This window comes from Tardiphaga robiniae (assembly GCF_013359755.1).
Taxonomy (GTDB): domain Bacteria; phylum Pseudomonadota; class Alphaproteobacteria; order Rhizobiales; family Xanthobacteraceae; genus Tardiphaga; species Tardiphaga robiniae.
The window spans coordinates 1-18,803 of record NZ_JABMCJ010000070.1 but is presented as its reverse complement, the minus strand read 5'-3'; the positions used below and the strand labels follow the sequence as shown (position 1 = coordinate 18,803).

Annotated in this window: 16 protein-coding genes; 10 read left to right on the top strand and 6 right to left on the bottom strand. The window is 62.8% G+C overall.

The features are described 5' to 3' along the window. Window positions 1-46: 46 nt before the first annotated feature. From HP556_RS04425 to HP556_RS04415, 3 genes are all read right to left on the bottom strand, one after another. Window positions 47-1,330, bottom strand: coding sequence for an MFS transporter (locus tag HP556_RS04425; protein WP_175366060.1), 1,284 nt, complete (start codon window positions 1,328-1,330; stop codon window positions 47-49). 74 nt (window positions 1,331-1,404) lie between these two features. After that, window positions 1,405-2,601 (bottom strand): acetyl-CoA C-acyltransferase, encoded by a 1,197-nt coding sequence (locus HP556_RS04420; RefSeq protein ID WP_175366059.1) that lies wholly within the window; start codon window positions 2,599-2,601, stop codon window positions 1,405-1,407. Window positions 2,602-2,710: 109 nt separating this feature from the next. Continuing rightward, window positions 2,711-3,481, bottom strand: coding sequence for an enoyl-CoA hydratase (locus tag HP556_RS04415; protein ID WP_175366058.1), 771 nt, complete (start codon window positions 3,479-3,481; stop codon window positions 2,711-2,713). Between the two features lie 176 nt (window positions 3,482-3,657). On the opposite strand from HP556_RS04415, the gene HP556_RS04410 reads away from it, so the two are divergent. The 9 genes from HP556_RS04410 to HP556_RS04370 all read left to right on the top strand — a co-directional run bounded on the left by HP556_RS04410 (window position 3,658) and on the right by HP556_RS04370 (window position 13,793). Further along, window positions 3,658-4,338, top strand: a complete 681-nt coding sequence (locus tag HP556_RS04410; protein WP_175366057.1) for a TetR/AcrR family transcriptional regulator — start codon at window positions 3,658-3,660, stop codon at window positions 4,336-4,338. 163 nt (window positions 4,339-4,501) lie between these two features. Next, the gene (locus tag HP556_RS04405) at window positions 4,502-5,998 is read left to right on the top strand and encodes a CoA-acylating methylmalonate-semialdehyde dehydrogenase (protein WP_175366056.1); all 1,497 of its coding nucleotides are present in this window, start codon (window positions 4,502-4,504) and stop codon (window positions 5,996-5,998) included. An 88-nt stretch (window positions 5,999-6,086) separates the two neighbouring features. Then, window positions 6,087-7,232, top strand: coding sequence for an isobutyryl-CoA dehydrogenase (locus tag HP556_RS04400; RefSeq protein ID WP_175366055.1), 1,146 nt, complete (start codon window positions 6,087-6,089; stop codon window positions 7,230-7,232). Continuing rightward, window positions 7,229-8,299: an enoyl-CoA hydratase/isomerase family protein gene (locus HP556_RS04395; RefSeq protein WP_175366054.1), complete on the top strand. Its 1,071-nt coding sequence runs from the start codon at window positions 7,229-7,231 to the stop codon at window positions 8,297-8,299. The genes HP556_RS04400 and HP556_RS04395 overlap by 4 nt, the downstream gene beginning before the upstream one ends. Window positions 8,300-8,381: 82 nt before the next feature. Continuing rightward, entirely contained in the window at window positions 8,382-9,269 is an 888-nt protein-coding gene (gene mmsB / locus HP556_RS04390; RefSeq protein ID WP_175366053.1) for a 3-hydroxyisobutyrate dehydrogenase, read from the top strand. 13 nt (window positions 9,270-9,282) lie between these two features. Beyond that, window positions 9,283-11,025: an AMP-binding protein gene (locus tag HP556_RS04385; RefSeq protein ID WP_175366052.1), complete on the top strand. Its 1,743-nt coding sequence runs from the start codon at window positions 9,283-9,285 to the stop codon at window positions 11,023-11,025. 107 nt (window positions 11,026-11,132) lie between these two features. Beyond that, a complete protein-coding gene (locus tag HP556_RS04380; protein WP_175366051.1) occupies window positions 11,133-11,594 on the top strand; it encodes a MaoC family dehydratase in 462 nt (153 codons plus the stop codon). Window positions 11,595-11,606: 12 nt separating this feature from the next. Next, a complete protein-coding gene (locus HP556_RS04375; RefSeq protein WP_175366050.1) occupies window positions 11,607-12,524 on the top strand; it encodes an SDR family NAD(P)-dependent oxidoreductase in 918 nt (305 codons plus the stop codon). An 84-nt stretch (window positions 12,525-12,608) separates the two neighbouring features. Then, window positions 12,609-13,793, top strand: coding sequence for a BaiN/RdsA family NAD(P)/FAD-dependent oxidoreductase (locus HP556_RS04370; protein WP_246297396.1), 1,185 nt, complete (start codon window positions 12,609-12,611; stop codon window positions 13,791-13,793). Between the two features lie 127 nt (window positions 13,794-13,920). On the opposite strand, the gene HP556_RS04365 is transcribed toward HP556_RS04370, so the two are convergent. From HP556_RS04365 to HP556_RS04355, 3 genes are all read right to left on the bottom strand, one after another. Further along, entirely contained in the window at window positions 13,921-15,000 is a 1,080-nt protein-coding gene (locus HP556_RS04365) for a D-TA family PLP-dependent enzyme (protein WP_175366048.1), read from the bottom strand. Window positions 15,001-15,113: 113 nt separating this feature from the next. Beyond that, a complete protein-coding gene (locus tag HP556_RS04360; RefSeq protein ID WP_175366047.1) occupies window positions 15,114-16,925 on the bottom strand; it encodes an ABC-F family ATP-binding cassette domain-containing protein in 1,812 nt (603 codons plus the stop codon). A gap of 9 nt (window positions 16,926-16,934) precedes the next feature. After that, window positions 16,935-17,417, bottom strand: coding sequence for a YaiI/YqxD family protein (locus tag HP556_RS04355; RefSeq protein WP_175366046.1), 483 nt, complete (start codon window positions 17,415-17,417; stop codon window positions 16,935-16,937). A 158-nt stretch (window positions 17,418-17,575) separates the two neighbouring features. Between HP556_RS04355 and HP556_RS04350 the strand changes: the two genes are divergently transcribed. Further along, a complete protein-coding gene (locus HP556_RS04350; protein ID WP_175366045.1) occupies window positions 17,576-18,376 on the top strand; it encodes a hotdog family protein in 801 nt (266 codons plus the stop codon). Window positions 18,377-18,803 lie beyond the last annotated feature (427 nt).

Below are 18,803 nucleotides of genomic sequence, written 5' to 3'. Positions count from 1 at the left end.
ATTCCCGTTCTGATATGAGTGGCGAGCAGCCTGAATCCTGCGGGGATCAGGCGGTCGCGACCTTCTTGTCCTTTGAAATCGCCAGCACGATCAGCGCTGCAATAATACATAGCGCACCTGCCGCGAAAAAGGCAGGCAGATAGCTGAGCAGTACCGTGCGCGACAGGCCAGCGCCGAATGCCGCCGTTGCTGCGCCCAGTTGATGACCGGCGAAGATCCAGCCGAATACCAGACCCGCGCGTTCAGGTCCAAACTTCGACGCTGTAAGCCGCACGGTGGGCGGCACGGTGGCGATCCAGTCCAGGCCGTAGAACAGCGCGAACAGCGACAGGCCATAGAACGAGAAGTCGGTGAACGGCAACGCCAGCAGCGAGAGGCCGCGCAGGCCATAGTACCAGAACAGCAGGTAACGATTGTCATACCGGTCAGACAGCCACCCTGACGCGATAGTGCCGACGAAGTCGAACACGCCCATCGCCGCAAGCAGTCCGGCCGCCTGAATCTGCGGGATGCCGAAGTCGAGGCACATCGGGATCAGGTGAACCTGGACCAGTCCGTTGGTGCTGGCGCCGCAGATGAAGAACGTCGCGAACAGGATCCAGAATACCTTGGTCTGGGCAGCATCGCGCAGGGCACCGAGTGCTGCCGCCATGATCGGCGAGGTGTTCGGTGGTGGAACGGCCAGCGGTTCGGTGCTGGTGTCGCCATAGGGGCGAATGCCGATGTCGCTGGGACGGTCCCGCATCACCAGCAGCACGCCGAGAGCGGCTATGGCCAGCATCACGCACATCAGCGCCAGTGCCCAGCGCCAGTTGCTGTGCTCGGTGATGCTGGCGAGGATCGGCAGGAAGATCAGTTGGCCGGTGGCCGCGCTCGCGGTGAGGATACCCACGACGAGACCGCGGCGTGCGCTGAACCAGCGCGCTGCGACGGTGGCGCCGAGCACCAGCGCCGTCATGCCGGTGCCAATACCAACGGCGACGCCCCAGAGCGCCATGAGCTGCCAGACCTGCGTCATCCCGAGCGATAATATGAGGCTTGCAGCAACGACGAGCAGGGCGATCAGGGTGACGTTGCGCAAGCCATAACGGTTCATCAGCGCGGCGGCGAACGGCGCCATCAGGCCGAACAACACGAAGCGGATCGACATGGCGGAGGAAATCTCGGCGGTGCTCCAGCCGAACTCCTTCTGCAGCGGCACGATGAACACGCCGGGCGCGCCAACCGCGGCAGCGCTGACCAGCGCCGTCACGAAGGTTACGGCGATCATCGCCCATCCGTAATGGATATTGCGGCGGGCGAGGGCAGTCGAGAGCCATCCGGAAATCATCGGGTTTCCTGCAATCAATGAGAAGTGGCGTCGCGACGACCACCGCCGCGACGATCATATCTGGGAAAGGCGGTTCAGTGAACGATGCGTTCGATGGCAATCGCGGTGGCTTCGCCGCCGCCGATGCACAGTGCCGCGACGCCGCGTTTCAAGCCCCTGGCTTCCAGCGCGTGCAGCAGCGTCACGATCAGCCGCGCGCCGGTTGCGCCGATGGGATGGCCCAGCGCGCAGGCGCCGCCGTTGACGTTGAGCTTCTCGCGAGGGATGCCAAGGTCGCGTTGCGCAGCCATTGGCACCACGGCGAAGGCCTCATTGATCTCGAACAGATCAACATCGCCGACGCTCCAGCCGACCTTGTCGAGCAGTTTGCGGATTGCCGGAATGGGCGCAGTCGTGAACCATTGCGGTTCCTGGCTGTGCGTGGCGTGGCCATGGATAACAGCCAGCGCGGGTATGCCCTCACGATCCACGAGGGAACGCTTGGCGAGCACCAGGGCAGCAGCGCCATCGGCATTCGCGGACGAAGCAGCGGGCGTGATGGTGCCGTTGCTGCGGAAGGCTGGTTTGAGGTTCGGGATCTTGGCGGGATCGACCTTCAGCGGATGTTCGTCATTGGCGATCTCGCGAGCTCCGGACTTCTCGACGATGGTCAGTGGCGTGATCTCTGCTTTGAAGGCGCCGCTCTCCACCGCCTTGCGCGCGCGGGTGAGCGTTTCGATCGCATAGGCGTCCTGATCTCCACGCGTGAACTGATAGGCCTCAGCGGTGGCTTCGCCGAAGTCACCCATCGAGCGACCGACCTCATAGGCATCCTCAAGCCCATCCATCAGCATGTGATCGATGATGCGATCATGGCCGACGCGGTAACCGCCGCGCGCCTTCTGCAGCAAATAGGGCGCATTGGTCATGCTCTCCATGCCGCCGGAGACGACGATCTCGGCCGAACCGGCATGGATGATGTCGTGGGCAAGCATGGTCGCCTTCATGCTGGAGCCGCAGACCTTGTTGATCGTCGTGGCCCCGGTGGCATCCGGCAGCTTGGCACCTCGGGCGGCCTGGCGGGCGGGCGCCTGACCCTGGCCGGCGGGAAGCACGCAGCCCATGAAGACTTCGTCGATGCGCTCGGGTGCCAGTTTCGCGCGTGCAACGGCGGCACCGATCACGTGGCTGCCGAGCTTGTGGCCGGAGAAGGGCGATAGTTCGCCCTGGAAGCGGCCGAGCGGGGTGCGGGTGGCCGAGACGATGACGACCGGATCTGAAGCTGCGGACATGATGGAGGCTCCTTCGCGCAAGCGCGGGTCATTTGGATGACACTCATCATATGATGCGCTGCAAGATACGCAATGCCGGCCTGTGCAAAATTCTCGTGAGGTCGAGCTGCTAGCGTTTGCGGTTGATGAAACCCTGCATCAGTCGCTGCGGCTCGCCGGTCAGATAGGCCTCGCCGAACACGCCGACGCTGAGATTGACGGATTCCTTCAGCGGCAGCTCTTCCCACTGTTTCAGCAGAGCTTTTTGCGACCGCATGGCCTCGGGTCCACACTCGAGTATGGCTTCGATCGTCTTTTCAACTTCGGCATCAAGCGCGCCTTCGGCCGCAACCACATCGACCAGACCCCAATTGAGCGCGGTCGGTGCATCGATGGTGGCGGCAGTCATGATCAGCCAGCGCGCCCGCCCCCAACCGATCAGGCGCGGCAAGAGGGCAGCGTGAATCACCGAGGGGATACCGACCCTGACCTCGGGCATGGCGTATTTGGAATCATGCGACGCGATCCGGAAATCGCAGGCGGCAGCAAATTCGAGGCCGCCGCCAAGGCACCAGCCGGGGATGCGGGCGATCACAGGCGCGGGAAAAGCGCGGGCGGCTTCGCAGAGATCGCGCAAGCCGGAAATGAACTTCTCGGCGGAGGCCTGATCCAGCGTCGCCATTTCTTTGATGTCGGCGCCGCCAATCATGCTCTTTTCGCTCTGGCCGGCGATGACAAGCGTGCGAATGGCGCGTTCCGTGGCCAATACCTCAATGCCTTCGCGAACACCCTTGATTGCGGCTGAATTGAGAATATTGAGTGGGCCGGCGTTACAGATCGTCAGCCGAACTATACCTCGCGGGTCACGTTCGACACCGCAATGGGGATTGAGCATATGCATGAAATCGTCTCGTCCCTTGGCATTTCCTTGGGCCGGCGCGGATCGCCGGTCTTGCTCCTATCAATTCCGCGTCAAACTGCGGTGTTGTCAAGGCCTGCGGCCAGGTGTGCGTTGCGCATGCGGAGCAGCGTGAGTAATATGATCGACATCATCTATTTGTTTTGAATGGACCGCCGATGCGCTATTCGAAGGAACACAAGCTCGAGACGCATGCGCGGATCGTGAAGAAGGCTTCCGTGCGTCTGCGCGAAAAAGGCGCGCATGGCATCGGCGTGGCCGACCTCATGAAGGACGCGGGTCTGACCCACGGCGGCTTCTATGCGCATTTCGATTCGCGTGAGGCGCTGGTGATTGAAGCCTTCGCCTATGCGATGGACCGCTCGACGGATCGCTGGCGTCAGCTGGCCGGGCAGGCGGCGCCGGATCAGCGTCTGGCCACGATCGTGGATTCTTACCTGTCGCCGCAGCACCGCGACAATCCGGGCCATGGTTGCGCCGTCCCGGCGCTGGGCGCTGAGATCGCGCGCGAGAGCCCCAAGACGCGCAAGGTGTTTGCCGCCAAACTCGATCAGATGATCGAGATGATGTCCGAGCAGTTTCATGGCGGACCGAGCAAATCGGCGCGCAGACAGGCGATGGCAGCGCTTGCCACCATGATGGGCACCATCGTGCTGGCCCGCGCCGCCGGCAATGGCGAGTTGTCCGAAGAGCTTTTGAGCGCTGGCCGCGAGGTCGTGCTGGGCCGTGCTGCAGCGCCGAAGCCGACAGCGTCCAAGGCTGAGGCTCCCAAGAGCGGGGCTAGAAAGCCGACTGCAAAGAAGGCGGCAACCAAGGCCGTATCTGCCGCCAAGAATTGATAATCGGCGCACTGCCTGCGACATTGTCGCGGCGGTGACATTCTGACAGGGCTAAACTGCAGCGAGCCTGCAATTTCGCAAATCCGCCGCGCGTGCAGGGCCTTTCCAAACGCCATAAAGCCTGATCAACATCGGGCCAAATTTGGCTCCCAGGAGGAAACGCATGCGCACGATTGGACATTTCATCGGCGGCCGTGAGGTCGAGGGCAAGTCGGGGCGTTTCGCCGACGTTTTCGAGCCGATGACTGGCGAAGTTCAGGCCAAGGTTGCGCTGGCCTCCAAGGCCGAAATGCGCGCCGCGGTTCTCAATGCTGCCGAGGCGCAGGTTGCCTGGGGCAACACCAATCCGCAGCGCCGCGCCCGCGTGCTGATGAAGTTCCTCGAACTCGCCAACCGCGATTACGACAAGCTGGCCGATTGCCTGGCGCGTGAGCATGGCAAGACCGTGCCGGACGCCAAGGGCGATATCCAGCGCGGCCTGGAAGTGATCGAATTCGCCTGCGGCATTCCGCATCTGATGAAGGGCGAATATACCGAAGGCGCTGGTCCCGGCATCGACATCTATTCGATGCGCCAGGCGCTCGGCGTCGTCGCCGGCATCACGCCGTTCAACTTCCCGGCGATGATCCCGATGTGGAAATTCGGTCCGGCCATCGCCTGCGGCAATGCGTTTATCCTGAAGCCCTCGGAGCGCGATCCCGGCGTGCCGATGATGCTCGCTGCGCTGATGATCGAAGCCGGTCTGCCGCCGGGCATCCTCAATGTCGTCAACGGCGACAAGGAAGCCGTCGACGCAATCCTCGACGACGAAGACATCAAGGCCGTTGGCTTTGTCGGCTCGTCGCCGATTGCCCAGTACATCTACGAGCGCGCTGCGGCGACCGGCAAGCGCGCCCAGTGCTTCGGTGGAGCGAAGAACCACGCCATCATCATGCCTGATGCGGATCTGGACCAGACCGTCGATGCGCTGATCGGTGCCGGCTACGGCTCGGCTGGCGAGCGCTGCATGGCGATCTCGGTGGCGGTACCTGTTGGCAAGACCACCGCCGACCGCCTGATGGAAAAACTCATCCCGCGCGTCGAGAGCCTGAAGATCGGCACCTCCGTGGATCCGTCGGCTGACTTCGGTCCGCTGGTGACCAAGGAAGCCGTCGACCGCGTCAAGAACTATGTCGATATCGGCATCAAGGAAGGCGCCACGCTGGCCGTCGATGGCCGCGGCTTCAAGATGCAGGGCTACGAGAACGGCTTCTATATGGGTGGCTGTCTATTCGACAACGTCACCAAGGACATGCGCATCTACAAGGAAGAGATCTTCGGGCCCGTGCTGTCGGTAGTGCGTGCCCACGATTACGAAGAAGCTCTCGCGCTGCCGTCGGATCATGACTACGGCAACGGCGTTGCGATCTTCACCCGCGATGGAGATGCAGCCCGCGACTTCGCGGCCAAGGTCAATGTCGGCATGGTTGGCATCAACGTGCCGATCCCGGTGCCGATCGCCTATTACACCTTCGGTGGCTGGAAGAAGTCCGGCTTCGGCGATCTCAACCAGCATGGTCCGGATTCGATCCGCTTCTACACCAAGACCAAGACGGTCACCGCGCGCTGGCCATCGGGTGTCAAGGAAGGCGCCGAGTTCTCCATCCCGTTGATGAAGTAAGAACGCGCAAGCGGCCCGGCGCTCCCAAAGGTGGTGCACCGGGCCGTTTCATTTTCCCGGCTGATCAACAATCAACAAGAAGGGCGTGATGCAATTCGCTCTCGATGAGGAACAGACCGCCGTTCGCGATATGGCGCGCGAATTCGCTGCGGAAAAGATCGCTCCCTTTGCGCTCAAATGGGACGAGGACAAGCATTTCCCGAAAGAGGTGATGCGCGAGGCGGCGCTGCTCGGTATGGGCGGCATCTATATCCGTGACGATGTCGGTGGCTCCGCACTGACGCGTTTCGACGCCGCGCTGATTTTCGAGGCGCTGGCGACCGGCTGCCCGACCACCTCGGCCTTCATTTCGATCCACAACATGGCGTCGTGGATGATTGATTCCTATGGCAGCGAAGCGCAGCGCCAGAAGTGGCTGCCGCGACTTTGCACTATGGAGCTGCTGGCGAGCTACTGCCTGACTGAGCCCGGCTCGGGATCGGATGCAGCAGCGCTGCGCACCCGCGCTGTCGTCGACGGCGACCACTATGTGCTCAACGGCCAGAAGCAATTCATCTCTGGGGCCGGCGATACCGACGTCTACGTCGTGATGGTCCGTACGGGCGGCGAGGGGGCCGGCGGCGTCTCGACCATCGTGGTGGAGGCCGGCACGCCCGGTCTGTCGTTCGGCAATAACGAACGCAAGATGGGCTGGAACGCGCAATCGACACGCGCCGTGATCTTCGAAAATTGCCGCGTGCCGATCGCGAACCGGCTCGGTGACGAAGGCATCGGCTTCAAGATCGCCATGTCCGGCCTCGACGGTGGTCGTCTCAACATCGCAGCATGTTCGCTCGGTGGCGCGCAGTCTGCGCTCGACAAGTCGCTGAGCTACATGAAAGAGCGCAAGGCGTTCGGCAAGCGGCTCGACGAATTCCAGGCGCTGCAATTTCGTGTCGCCGATATGGCGACCGAACTGGAAGCCGCACGCACCTTCCTGTGGCGGGCGGCCGCGGCGCTGGACCGCAAGGATTCCGATGCCGGCATGCTCTGCGCGATGGCCAAGCGCTTCGGCACCGATATCGGTTTCGAGGTCGCCAACGAGGCGCTGCAGCTGCATGGCGGCTATGGCTATCTCGCCGAATACGGCATCGAGAAGATCGTGCGCGATTTGCGGGTGCACCAGATCCTCGAAGGCACCAATGAAATCATGCGGCTGATCGTGTCGCGCAAATTGATCGAGGGCGCGCGATGAGTTCAGACGTCGCAACGGAGACTGGCGACCTCATCGTCGCGCGGGAAGGCGCGGCCGGTGTGATCCGCCTGAACCGGCCGAAGGCGCTGAATGCCCTGACGCTGGAGATGACCCGCGAGATCGCGACGGCGCTCGACGTGTTCGAGAAAGATCCGCAAGTCGCGCTGATTATCCTCGAAGGTGCGGGTGAACGCGGATTGTGCGCCGGCGGCGATATCCGCGGTCTTTATGAGAGTGCCAAGGTCAAAGGCGATCTCGGCAAGATCTTCTGGCGCGAGGAATATATCGTCAACGCGCGGATCGCAAAATTTCCGAAGCCCTATGTGGCCTATATGGATGGCTTCGTGATGGGTGGCGGCGTCGGTCTGGCCGGCCATGCCAGCCACCGCATCGTTACGGAGAAGACCAGGATGGCGATGCCGGAAGTGGGCCTTGGCTTCTTTCCGGATGTCGGCGGCACATGGCTGTTGTCGCGCGCGCCGAGCGAACTCGGGACGTATTTCGGTCTGACCGGACTGACGGCAAAAGGTGCCGATGCGCTTGCTGCACATATGGCGGACGTCCTGATCGACACCGTCAAATGGCCGGCATTGCGCGAGGCGCTGACACAGCTGTCGGCGGGCGCCGATGCCGCGTCGGTGATGACGACACTCAAGAAGTTCGGAGCTCCGGAACAAACCGGTCCAGTCACGGCGCAGCGTGCGCTGATCGATCGCGCTTTCGCCCATGACAGCGTCGAGGAGATCGTGGCTGCGCTTGAGCAGGACGGTTCGGAGTTTGCGCTGGCGACGCTCAAGGCCATGTCCGACAAATCACCGCGGGGGCTCAAGGTTACCCTGAAGCTGCTGCGGCTCGCGCGCGCGTCGAAGTCGCTCGAGGAATGTCTGTCGCGCGAATATCTCGCGGCGCTGGAGGTGTTTGATAGCGCCGATTTCGTCGAGGGCGTGCGTGCGGCCATCATCGACAAGGATCGCAATCCGAAATGGCAGCCACCGAATCTCGAGGGCGTGACACCGGAGATTGTCGCGCGCTATCTGGCCAAACGCGATGTTGAGCTGACCTTCTGAAGGTCGAGCGTTCTGAACGAAAGTTGGATTTCGCCGTTTTCATCGGGCTTTAAAAACAAACAAACGATCACGAGGGCAGGACATGACCAGCATTGCATTCATCGGTCTCGGCAATATGGGTGGCCCGATGGCCGCCAACCTGGTCAAGGCGGGCCACAAGGTGACGGGCTTCGATCTCGTCGAGGCGTCCCGCGCGCAGGCGAGGGCGGATGGCGTGACCATTGCTGGCAAGGCGGTCGATGCCGTGAAGGGCGCCGAGGTCATCATTACCATGCTGCCGGCCGGCAAACACGTGGTGTCGGTGTGGAGCGAGGTCATTCCCGTGGCCGCCAAGGGTGCGTTGATGATCGATTGCTCGACCATCGACGTGGAAAGCGCACGCAAGGCGCATGAACTGGCGGCTGCGCAGAAGCTGCCGTCGGTCGATGCGCCGGTCTCGGGCGGCACTGGCGGCGCCAAGGGCGCGACACTGACCTTCATGGCTGGCGGCGATGCCAAGGCGTTCGCGTCAGCCAAGCCGGTCCTCGAAGCCATGGGCAAGAAGATCGTCCATTGCGGCGATGCCGGCGCGGGGCAGGCGGCCAAGATCTGCAACAACATGATCCTCGGCATTTCGATGATCGGCGTCAGCGAGGCCTTTGTGCTCGCCGAGAAGCTAGGTCTGTCGCATCAGGCGCTGTTCGATGTGGCGTCGACCTCGTCAGGCCAGTGCTGGTCGCTGACCACCTATTGCCCGGTGCCGGGACCGGTGCCGACATCGCCGGCCAATAACGAATACAAGCCCGGCTTTGCCGCGGCGCTGATGCTCAAGGATCTCAGGCTGTCGCAGGAAGCCGCCAAGGCCGCCGGCGCCAGGACGCCGCTCGGCGCCCATGCCGAGAGCATCTATGAGACCTATGAGAAGGAAGGTCACGGCGGCGATGACTTTTCCGGGATCATTCATCATCTGCGGCATCTGATGCCGAAATAGCGGGAGCGTCGGCATGACCACGTTCAAGCAGGCCCGCGCCTTCCTCCTCGAACACCGCACCGACTACGACACTGCCGTTGCCGGCTTTCGCTGGCCCGATCCGGTCGACTTCAACTGGGCGCTCGACTGGTTCGACGCCGAACTCGCCCATGATCCCGTCAGCAAGGACCGGACTGCGCTCTGGATCGTCGATGCGGCCGCCAGCCGCGAGACGAAGCTGTCGTTCGAGGTGCTGTCACGCCGCTCCAATCAGGTTGCCAATTTCCTGCGCGCGCAGGGGCTGAAGCGCGGCGATCATCTGTTGCTGTTGCTCGGCAATGTGGTGCCGCTGTGGGAGACCATGCTGGCGGCGATCAAGCTCGGCGTCGTCATCATTCCTGCCACCACGCTGCTGACCTCGGATGAATTGCAGGACCGGCTCGATCGCGGCCGCGCCAAGCTCGTGGTGGCGGCAGAGGACCAGGTCGCCAAGTTCGGCAGCTTGAAGACCGCGGGCATTGGTCAGATCGTCGTCAACGCCGCGTCAGTTCACGCCGGATGGCTCGCCTTCGAGACATCAGCAGACTTCTCCGAGATCTTCACGCCGGATGGCCCAACCAGGGCTGACGATCCGATGTTGCTCTATTTCACCTCGGGCACCACGGCGAAGCCGAAGCTCGTGCGGCACAGCCAGCGCAGCTATCCCGTCGGCGGACTCTCGACGATGTTCTGGATCGGACTGCAGCCGGGCGACGTGCATCTCAACATCTCTTCACCGGGCTGGGCCAAGCATGCCTGGAGCTGCTTCTTTGCACCATGGAATGCCGGCGCCACCGTGTTTGTCGTCAATCAGCCGCGTTTCGACGCCAAGGGCCTGCTTGCCACTATCGGCCGCTGCGGCGTGACGACACTGTGCGCACCGCCGACAGTGTGGCGGCTCTTCATTCAGGAGAAGCTTGCCACCTTCAAGGTCGCGCTGCGCGAGGTCTGCGGCGCCGGTGAGCCGCTCAATCCGGAAGTGATCGATCAAGTCAAGGCGGCCTGGGGTCTCACCATTCGCGACGGCTACGGCCAGACCGAGACCACCGCGCTGGCCGGCAATTCGCCGGGCCAGACCGTCAAGGTGGGCTCCATGGGCCGTCCGCTGCCGGGCTGGAAGGTTCGCGTTGTCGATGCCGATGGCAATCCGGCGAAGGAGGGCGAGGTCAGTCTCGTGCTTGGCGTCGATCGCCCGGCAGGATTGATGCAGGGCTATCAGGCCGAAGACGGTAGCGTCAGCGGTGCAAGCGGTGAGATCTATCGCAGCGGCGACGTCGTATTTTCCGATGACGATGGCTATCTCACTTTCGTCGGTCGCTCCGACGATGTGTTCAAATCCTCGGACTATCGCATCAGCCCGTTCGAGCTGGAGAGTATCCTGCTGGAACACGATGCCGTGGCTGAGGCCGCCATTGTGCCGAGCCCCGATCCGATCCGGCTCGCCATCCCCAAGGCCTATGTGTTGCTGATCGGCGATACCGCGCCGTCCAAGGCGACGGCGCTGTCGATCTATCAGCATCTACATGTGCGTCTGGCGCCGTTCAAACGTATACGGCGGATCGAGTTCGTGACCGAGCTGCCGAAGACGATTTCGGGCAAGATTCGCAGGGTCCACCTGCGTCGGCTCGAACATGCCGACGATCGCAGCGATCCTTTGCGCGGCGTCGAGTTTCGCGAAGAGGATTTCCCCGAATTGCAGGCACTCCGTACGGCGGGATCGCAAGAGGGCGAGCGGTAATTTATCGCGCTTTGCATGGCTGCAGCGCACAATTTCGCTTGGCGTCAGGGTGTGCGCTGTGGAATCTGCGCCCCGCAACGCAACTGGATTTTGAGGACTGAGACTGAATGAGCGCGATGATCGAACGTGATGCCTATATCGCCATGGTAGGCAAGGAAGTCGGCGTGTCGCCCTGGCATGTCATGGACCAGAAGCGTATCGATGCGTTCGCTGCGGCGACGGAGGATTTTCAGTTCATCCATGTCGATCCAGCGCGCGCAGCGGCGACGCCGTTCGGCTCGACAATTGCGCATGGCTTCCTGACCATGTCGATGCTCTCGGTCTTTTCCTATGAGGCTCTGCCGCAACTCGCCGATGTCGCCATGGGCGTCAATTACGGCACCGATAAAATACGCTTCGTGTCGCCGGTGAAAGCAGGATCGCGCATCCGCGGCCGCTTCACGCTGACCGAGGCGACGTTGCGCAAGCCGAAGGAATTGTTCACGCGCACCAGCGTGAGTGTCGAAATCGAAGGCGAGGACAAGCCGGCGCTGGTCGCCGACTGGCTCGGCCTTGTCTATTTCAATTGAGGAGAGTTCCAAATGACCATTCGATTTGACGGCCGCGTCGCCATCGTCACCGGCGCCGGCAATGGATTGGGCCGCGCCCATGCGCTGGGCCTTGCGAAGCTCGGCGCCAAGGTCGTGGTCAACGATTTCGGCGGCGCGCGCGACGGTACCGGCGGTTCGCTGACGGCGGCGGAAACCGTGGTCGAGGAAATCCGCGCAGCCGGTGGCACGGCGATGCCCGATGGCGCTGATGTCTCCAACTTCGAACAGGTCAAGGCGATGGTCGAGAAGGCCACCAAGGAGTGGGGCAGCGTCGACCTGATGTGCGCCAATGCCGGCATTCTCCGCGACAAGTCGTTCGCAAAGATGGAGCTCGCCGACTTCGCCAAGGTGCTCGACGTGCATCTCACCGGCACTTTCTATTGCTGCAAGGCCGTTTGGGAAGGTATGCGCGCGCGCAACTACGGGCGCATCGTGCTCACGACCTCGTCGTCGGGTCTGTACGGCAATTTCGGTCAGGCCAATTACGGTGCTGCCAAGACTGGCATGGTCGGCCTGATGAATGTGCTCGCCGAGGAAGGCCGCAAGACGGACATCCGCGTCAACATCGTGTCGCCGACAGCGGCCACGCGCATGACCGAGGAACTGTTGCCAGCGCAGGCGCTGCAACTGATGAAGCCCGAAGCGATCACGCCGGCGGTCGAATATCTCCTGAGCGAGAATGCACCGACCAAGACTATCATGGGCGCCGGCGCAGGCTCCTTCGCGGTCATCAAGATTCTCGAAAGCGAAGGTGTCAATTTCGCCGAAGCTGACTGGAGCCCGGATACGATTGCCGCGCATTTCGCTGACATTAGTGATATGTCGAAGGCCAAGGCGCTGGAAGGCGCTTTCCATCAGACCCAGAAGTATGTCGAGCAGGCCGCCATTCGCTTGGGCGTGAAGGCCTGATCGGCGGCTTCGCCACTGCGTGTGACCTTGACTGAGCCTGTGAAGAACCAAGTTGCGGTGATCGGTGCCGGCCCTGCCGGGCTGATGGCGGCCGAGGTTCTGAGCCGTGGCGGCGCTGCCGTCACGGTCTATGACGCGATGCCATCGGCTGGTCGCAAGTTTCTGATGGCCGGACGCGGCGGACTCAATCTCACTCATAGTGAGCCGCTGCCGGAATTCCTCAAGCGCTATGGCGCGGCGGAGGCGCAGCTTGCGCCGTCGATCTCGGCTTTCACGCCGACCGCGCTACGCGACTGGAGCGAGGCGCTTGGGCAGCCGACTTTTGTTGGTTCCAGCGGCCGGGTGTTTCCGCAGGCCTTCAAGGCATCGCCATTGCTGCGCGCGTGGCTGCGGCGGCTGGACGAGAGTGGCGTGCGGTTTGCCTTTCGTCACCGCTGGACAGGATGGGACGGCGAGGGGCGTTTGACGTTTCAGACTCCGAGCGGTGCGCAGGCGATCGCTTGCAAGAGCGTCGTGCTCGCACTCGGCGGTGCAAGCTGGCCGCGGCTCGGCTCTGACGGCGCATGGGTGGATGTGCTGGCGGTGAAGGGCTTGAGCATCGCGCCGCTGCGTCCGGCGAATTCCGGCTTTACGGTCGCGTGGTCGGAGATATTCAAGGACCGTTTCGAAGGTCAGCCGCTGAAGGGTGTTGCGCTATCGTTCGGTGCACACAGCGTGCGCGGCGAGGCGATGGTGACGCGCACTGGCATTGAAGGCGGCGGCATCTATGCGCTCTCGTCTCTGTTGCGCGAAGCGGTCATCGCGGATGGCAAGGCGACGCTGCGCGTTGCTCTTAGACCGGACCTCGATGCGAAGGAGCTGACCACGAAGCTGGCAGCATCGCGTGGCAAGCAGTCTTTCTCCAATTTCTTGCGCAAGGCGATCCATCTGTCGCCGGTGGCCATTGGGCTGCTGCAGGAAGTCGCTGTCCCAGAGGGCATTCAACTGGCGTCATTGCCGCCGGAGAAGTTGGCTGCCTTGATCAACGCCGTGCCGGTGACGCTCAATGGCGTCGCGCCGATCGCGCGTGCTATTTCGACGGCGGGTGGCGTCTCGTTCGATGAGATCGATGACGCCTTCATGCTGAAGCGTATGCCGGGCACATTCGTCGCCGGCGAGATGCTCGATTGGGAAGCGCCGACCGGCGGTTACCTACTGCAGGCGTCCTTTGCGACAGGAGCTGCAGCGGGCGAGGGCGTTTTGAGGTGGCTGGCTTTTTCGCCCCGATAGAACGCCGACCTCATGGTGAGGAGCGCGCTCTTGCGCGCGTCTCGAACCATGAATGTGTGTCCATCCTTCGAGACGGCGCCAAGCGGCGCCTCCTCAGGATGAGGTCCCGAGTGTAAGCGCTGTCGCGTTACCGCAGCCTCCCACGCGCGGCCACCGGCAGCGTGCCGATGATCTCGTCACCGCGCACCATCACCACTTCGTCGAACATGTTGACGACCACGCAGACGTGGTTCGGCACGATGCGGACGACATCGCCGACATTGGGTCGGGTGTTGCTGCGCCCGAGGTCGAGAAAACCATGCTCCTCGGCGAAGCGCGCGATCTTCGCTTCGGGATGTTCGAGGATCAGGCCGTAGCCATCGAGACCGCCGGTGTCGGGCGTCAGCGTCTTGGAGCCGGCATCGAGAATGCCACGTTCCGGGCCGGCGCGGCTGACCACGGTCGAATAGACATTCAGTGCGCAATCGTCCCAGGTGGCAGAGCCGGCGGCGACCTGCATGCGGTCGTTATAGATATAGGTGCCGAAGCGATGTTCGGTGGCGCCCTTGAGCGAGCCGACATTCCTGAGGTTCGGCGTACCGCCGGTGGACACGATCGTCGGCTCGAGGCCGAGCGCGCGGACGCCCGCCAGCGCTTCATCGTAGAATTTCTGTGCGTCGGGCCAGCCGGTCTCGGTTGGGTACAGCATGAAGCCGGCGAAGGTCAGGCCCTTCGAGGCGGCTATCTCCTTGGCGAGTGCAATCGCCTCGGCGGGCGTCTCGACGCCGGCGCGCTTGCGGCCGGTGTCGCATTCGACGACGACGTTGAGGTTGCGACCCGAAATCGCGGCGGCTTTCGGCAGGTCGCCGATGACGACCGAATTGTCGGCGGCCACGGTGACGTTTGCCTTGGCCTGCAGCGCGCCAAGCCGCGCCATCTTCTCGTCGCCGAGCAGATTGTAGCTGATCAGGATGTCGTCGATCCCGGCATCGGCCATGATCTCGGCCTCACCAAGCTTCTGGCAGGTGATGCCTTTCGCGCCAGCTGCGATCTGCATCTTCGCGATGACCGGGCTCTTATGCGTCTTGATATGCGGCCGATTGGCAATGCCGGCATCATCGCAGACCTTCTGGATGCGCGCGATATTGCGCTCGACGCGATCCATGTCGATGACGAGGGCAGGCGTGCCGTATTCGTTGGCGATCTTGGCGGCGAGTGTGGTGGTCATTGTGTCGTCTCCGGCATTTCCACCGTCATTGCGAGGAGCGAAGCGACGAAGCAATCCAGTCTTCGCTTGTTGCCTCTGGATTGCTTCGCTTCGCTCGCAATGACGACTGACAGTTACGCGTTCTCGATTTCTTCGCGGAGCATCTCCAGCTCCAGCCATTGCTCTTCCGAATCCTGCAATTCCTTCTGTGCCTTTGACAGCGCAGCGGTCGCGGTGTCGAACTTCTTGCGATCCTTCTTGTAGAGGTTGGGATCGTCGAGATGGCGCTGCTGCTTGGCGATTTCGGAGCGCAGGTTGTCCATCGCCTTCGGCAGGGTTTCCAGCGCGTGCTTGTCCTTGAAGTTCAGCTTGCGCTTCGCAGCAGGCTTGGACGAGTCCGACTTGCTGCCGTTGCTCTTGGCCGCCACGGCTTCGGTCTTGGCCTCGCGCTTCAGGTCGGCGCCGCGCTGCGCCAGCATGTCGGTATAGCCGCCGGCATATTCCATCCACTTGCCGTTGCCCTCCGGCACGATCACCGAGGTGACGACGCGATCGAGGAAGTCGCGGTCATGGCTGATCAGGATGACTGTGCCTTCGTAGTCGCCGAGCATTTCTTCCAGCACGTCGAGGGTTTCGAGATCGAGGTCGTTGGTCGGTTCGTCCAGCACCAGCACATTGGATGGTTTCGCCAGCGCGCGCGCTAGCATCAATCGGCCGCGTTCACCGCCGGACAACACTTCGAGCGGGGTGCGCATCTGCTCCTGCGAGAACAGGAAGTCCTTCATGTAGCTGACCACATGCTTGGGCTGGCCGTTGACCATCACATGGTCGCCGCGGCCGCCGGTCAGGGCCTCCGCCAGCGTGGTCTTCGGGTTGAGGCTTTCGCGATGCTGGTCCAGCGTCGCCATTTCGATATTGGCGCCGAAGCGGATGGTGCCCGAATCCGGCGGCTCGGTACCGGTCAGCATGTTGATCATCGTGGTCTTGCCCGCACCGTTCGGACCGACCACACCGATGCGATCGCCACGCTGCACGCGGATCGAGAAATCGTCGACGATCTTGCGGTCGCCATAGGTGCGGCAGATGTTCTTGGCCTCGAAAATCAGCTTGCCCGACTTCTCGGCCTCGGCGGCGGCGAGCGTCGCGTTGCCCGCGGCGCCGCGATAGTCCTGGCGCTGTGCGCGCAGTTCATGCAGGCCGGCGAGGCGCTTGACGTTGCGCTTGCGGCGGCCGGAGACACCGTGACGCAGCCAGTGTTCTTCATTGACGATCTTGCGGTCGAGCTTGTGCTGGTCGCGCTCTTCTTCCGCGAGCACGTCATCGCGCCATTGTTCGAAGGCCGAGAAGCCGCGATCGATCTGGCGGATCTGGCCGCGATCGAGCCAGGCCGTCGCACGTGAGAGGTTGCTGAGGAAGCGACGGTCATGGCTAATCAGCACCAGCGCGCAGCGGCGGCTGGCCAGTTCGCCTTCCAGCCATTCGATCGTCGTGAGATCGAGATGGTTGGTGGGCTCGTCGAGCAGCAGGATGTCAGGCTCGGGCGCCAGCACGCGGGCCAGCGCCGTGCGGCGCGCTTCGCCGCCGGAGAGGTTGTTTGGATCCTCGTGGCCGGTGAGGCCGAGCTGTTCGAGCAGATACTGCGCCTGATAGATGTTGTGGCCGTCGCCCATGCCGGCCTCGACATAAGCGAGCGTCGTCGCATAGCCGGAGAAGTCCGGCTCCTGCGGCAGATACTGGACGGTGGCACCGGGCTGCACGAAGCGGCTGCCTTTGTCGTTTTCAACGATCCCCGCCACGATCTTGAGGAGCGTCGACTTGCCGGAGCCGTTGCGGCCGATCAGGCAGACGCGCTCGCCTTGCGACACCGACAGTTCGACGCCGTTGAGCAGCGGCGTGCCGCCGAAGGTCAGGAAGATGTCTTTCAGCTGGATAAGCGGAGGAGCCATAAGGTCAGTTCAACTTTGTTTCGGCGCGGGCGCAAAGGCCGGGTCGCGCTGGATGCGGCGGATGGTTTGATCCAAGGCCGACAGGAACGCCGAGCGATCGCGCGGCGCGAATGATTTGGGACCACCGGTGATTTCGCCTGACGACCGCAAATCGGTCATCAGGTTGCGTACCGCGAGCGTCATCCCGATGGATTGTTCTGTGAACGGCTTGCCGTTAGGGGCAATTACCGCGGCGCCCGCCTTGACGCAGCGGCTGGCCAGCGGGACGTCTGCCGTGATCACGATATCGCCCTTCTGGACGCGTTCCGCAATCCAGTCATCGGCCGCATCCATGCCCGAACCCGCGGCAATCCGCTCGATCAGGGGATCGTCGGGCACCCGGATGAAGTTTCCGGCGACCACGCTGACGGGCAGGCTGAAGCGGGCGGCGACGCGGTAAATCTCGTCTTTGACCGGGCAGGCGTCGGCGTCGATATAGATGCGTGTGGTCAAGGGAGCACAAGTTCCACGAAAAGGCAGTCATTTGCGGGTGGGCGATGTGGCGCTGACGCGGGACAGTTCCCCGCCCGTCGCCTTGCCTCGAACATGGTGACGGGTATCATCTCCTGCCAAGGCGAACACTCAATTTCGCGCAGTTTTCGGGAGGAATCATGACCAAACGGCTCGAACCGTACCGTGTTGAGGCGTTTAACACCGCCAAACAGTCCGAAAACAAGATGCATGACGATTCTGTCGCCCGGAAATTCGGCTTCAGCGGCGGGTTGGTGCCGGGGGTCGACGTGCTGGCCTATATGATCCATCCGCCGGTGCAGCACTGGGGACGGGACTTTTTGGAGCGTGGCCTGATCGAGGCCCGTTTCATCAAGCCGGTCTATGACGGCGAGACCGTCGAGGTGATCGCCGAGGAAGCCGACGAGGGGCTCGCGCTGAGCGTTGAGGGTGGCGGCGAGATTCGTGCGGCCGGGACCGCATCGCTGACGGCCTTCCCGGTGGTGCCGTCGCTGGATGAATTCCCGGATACGGCGGCTGTGTCGAAGCGGCTGCCAGTGGATGCCAATTCCTACGCGTTGGACAAGTGGCTCGGGACCGCGCCGCGGGTCTGGCCGGAGGATGGACTTGCCGAATATCTGGGTGAGGTGCGCGAGGCCGACGATCGGTATTTGCGCGAGGGCATCGTGCATCCCGGCGTGCTGCAGCGGATCATGAACAAGGTGCTGGTGGACAATGCGCTGCTCGGGCCGTGGATTCACGTCGGCAGCAGGATGCAGTTGTTGGCGACCGCGAATACCGATGACGAGTTGATCGCGCGGGCGAAGGTGACCGCTAATTATGAGAAGAAGGGGCATCGGTTCGTCGAGCTCGATGCTATCATCGTGGCCAACGGCACGACACCCGTGGCGCATTGCCAGCATATTGCGATCACTCAGCCGCGCGAGGTCGTGGCGGCTTGATGTTGTAGAGCAGCGGTGCTCTTCCTTTTCCCTCCCCCAAGCGGCGAAGCCGCGCAGTGGGGAGGGTGGCACGTTGCGAGCACTTGCGAGCGACGTGACGGGTGGGGTCGCGCAACAGGCGCCGCTCTCACGTGGGGAGAGACCCCACCCCGGCCTATCGGCCGACCCTCCCCACTGCGCAGCTTCGCTGCTTGAGGGAGGGATGCCTCTGACGCCTGTGCGTCGTTGCGGATGTGAATGTCAAACAGCCACTGCGCTTCAGACATGCGTCATCGCCCCCATTGTTTGCGGCGCGGGGGCGCCGTCGTTGCTTGCATTCCCTGCCCCTGTGAGAGGGCGTGCGGAACGCCGGGTGCCCGTTGCACCCTTGGGCCTGATGCGAATGCGGTCTTCCGCAATTGAGAGTGCATCAGGACTTTCGGAGGCG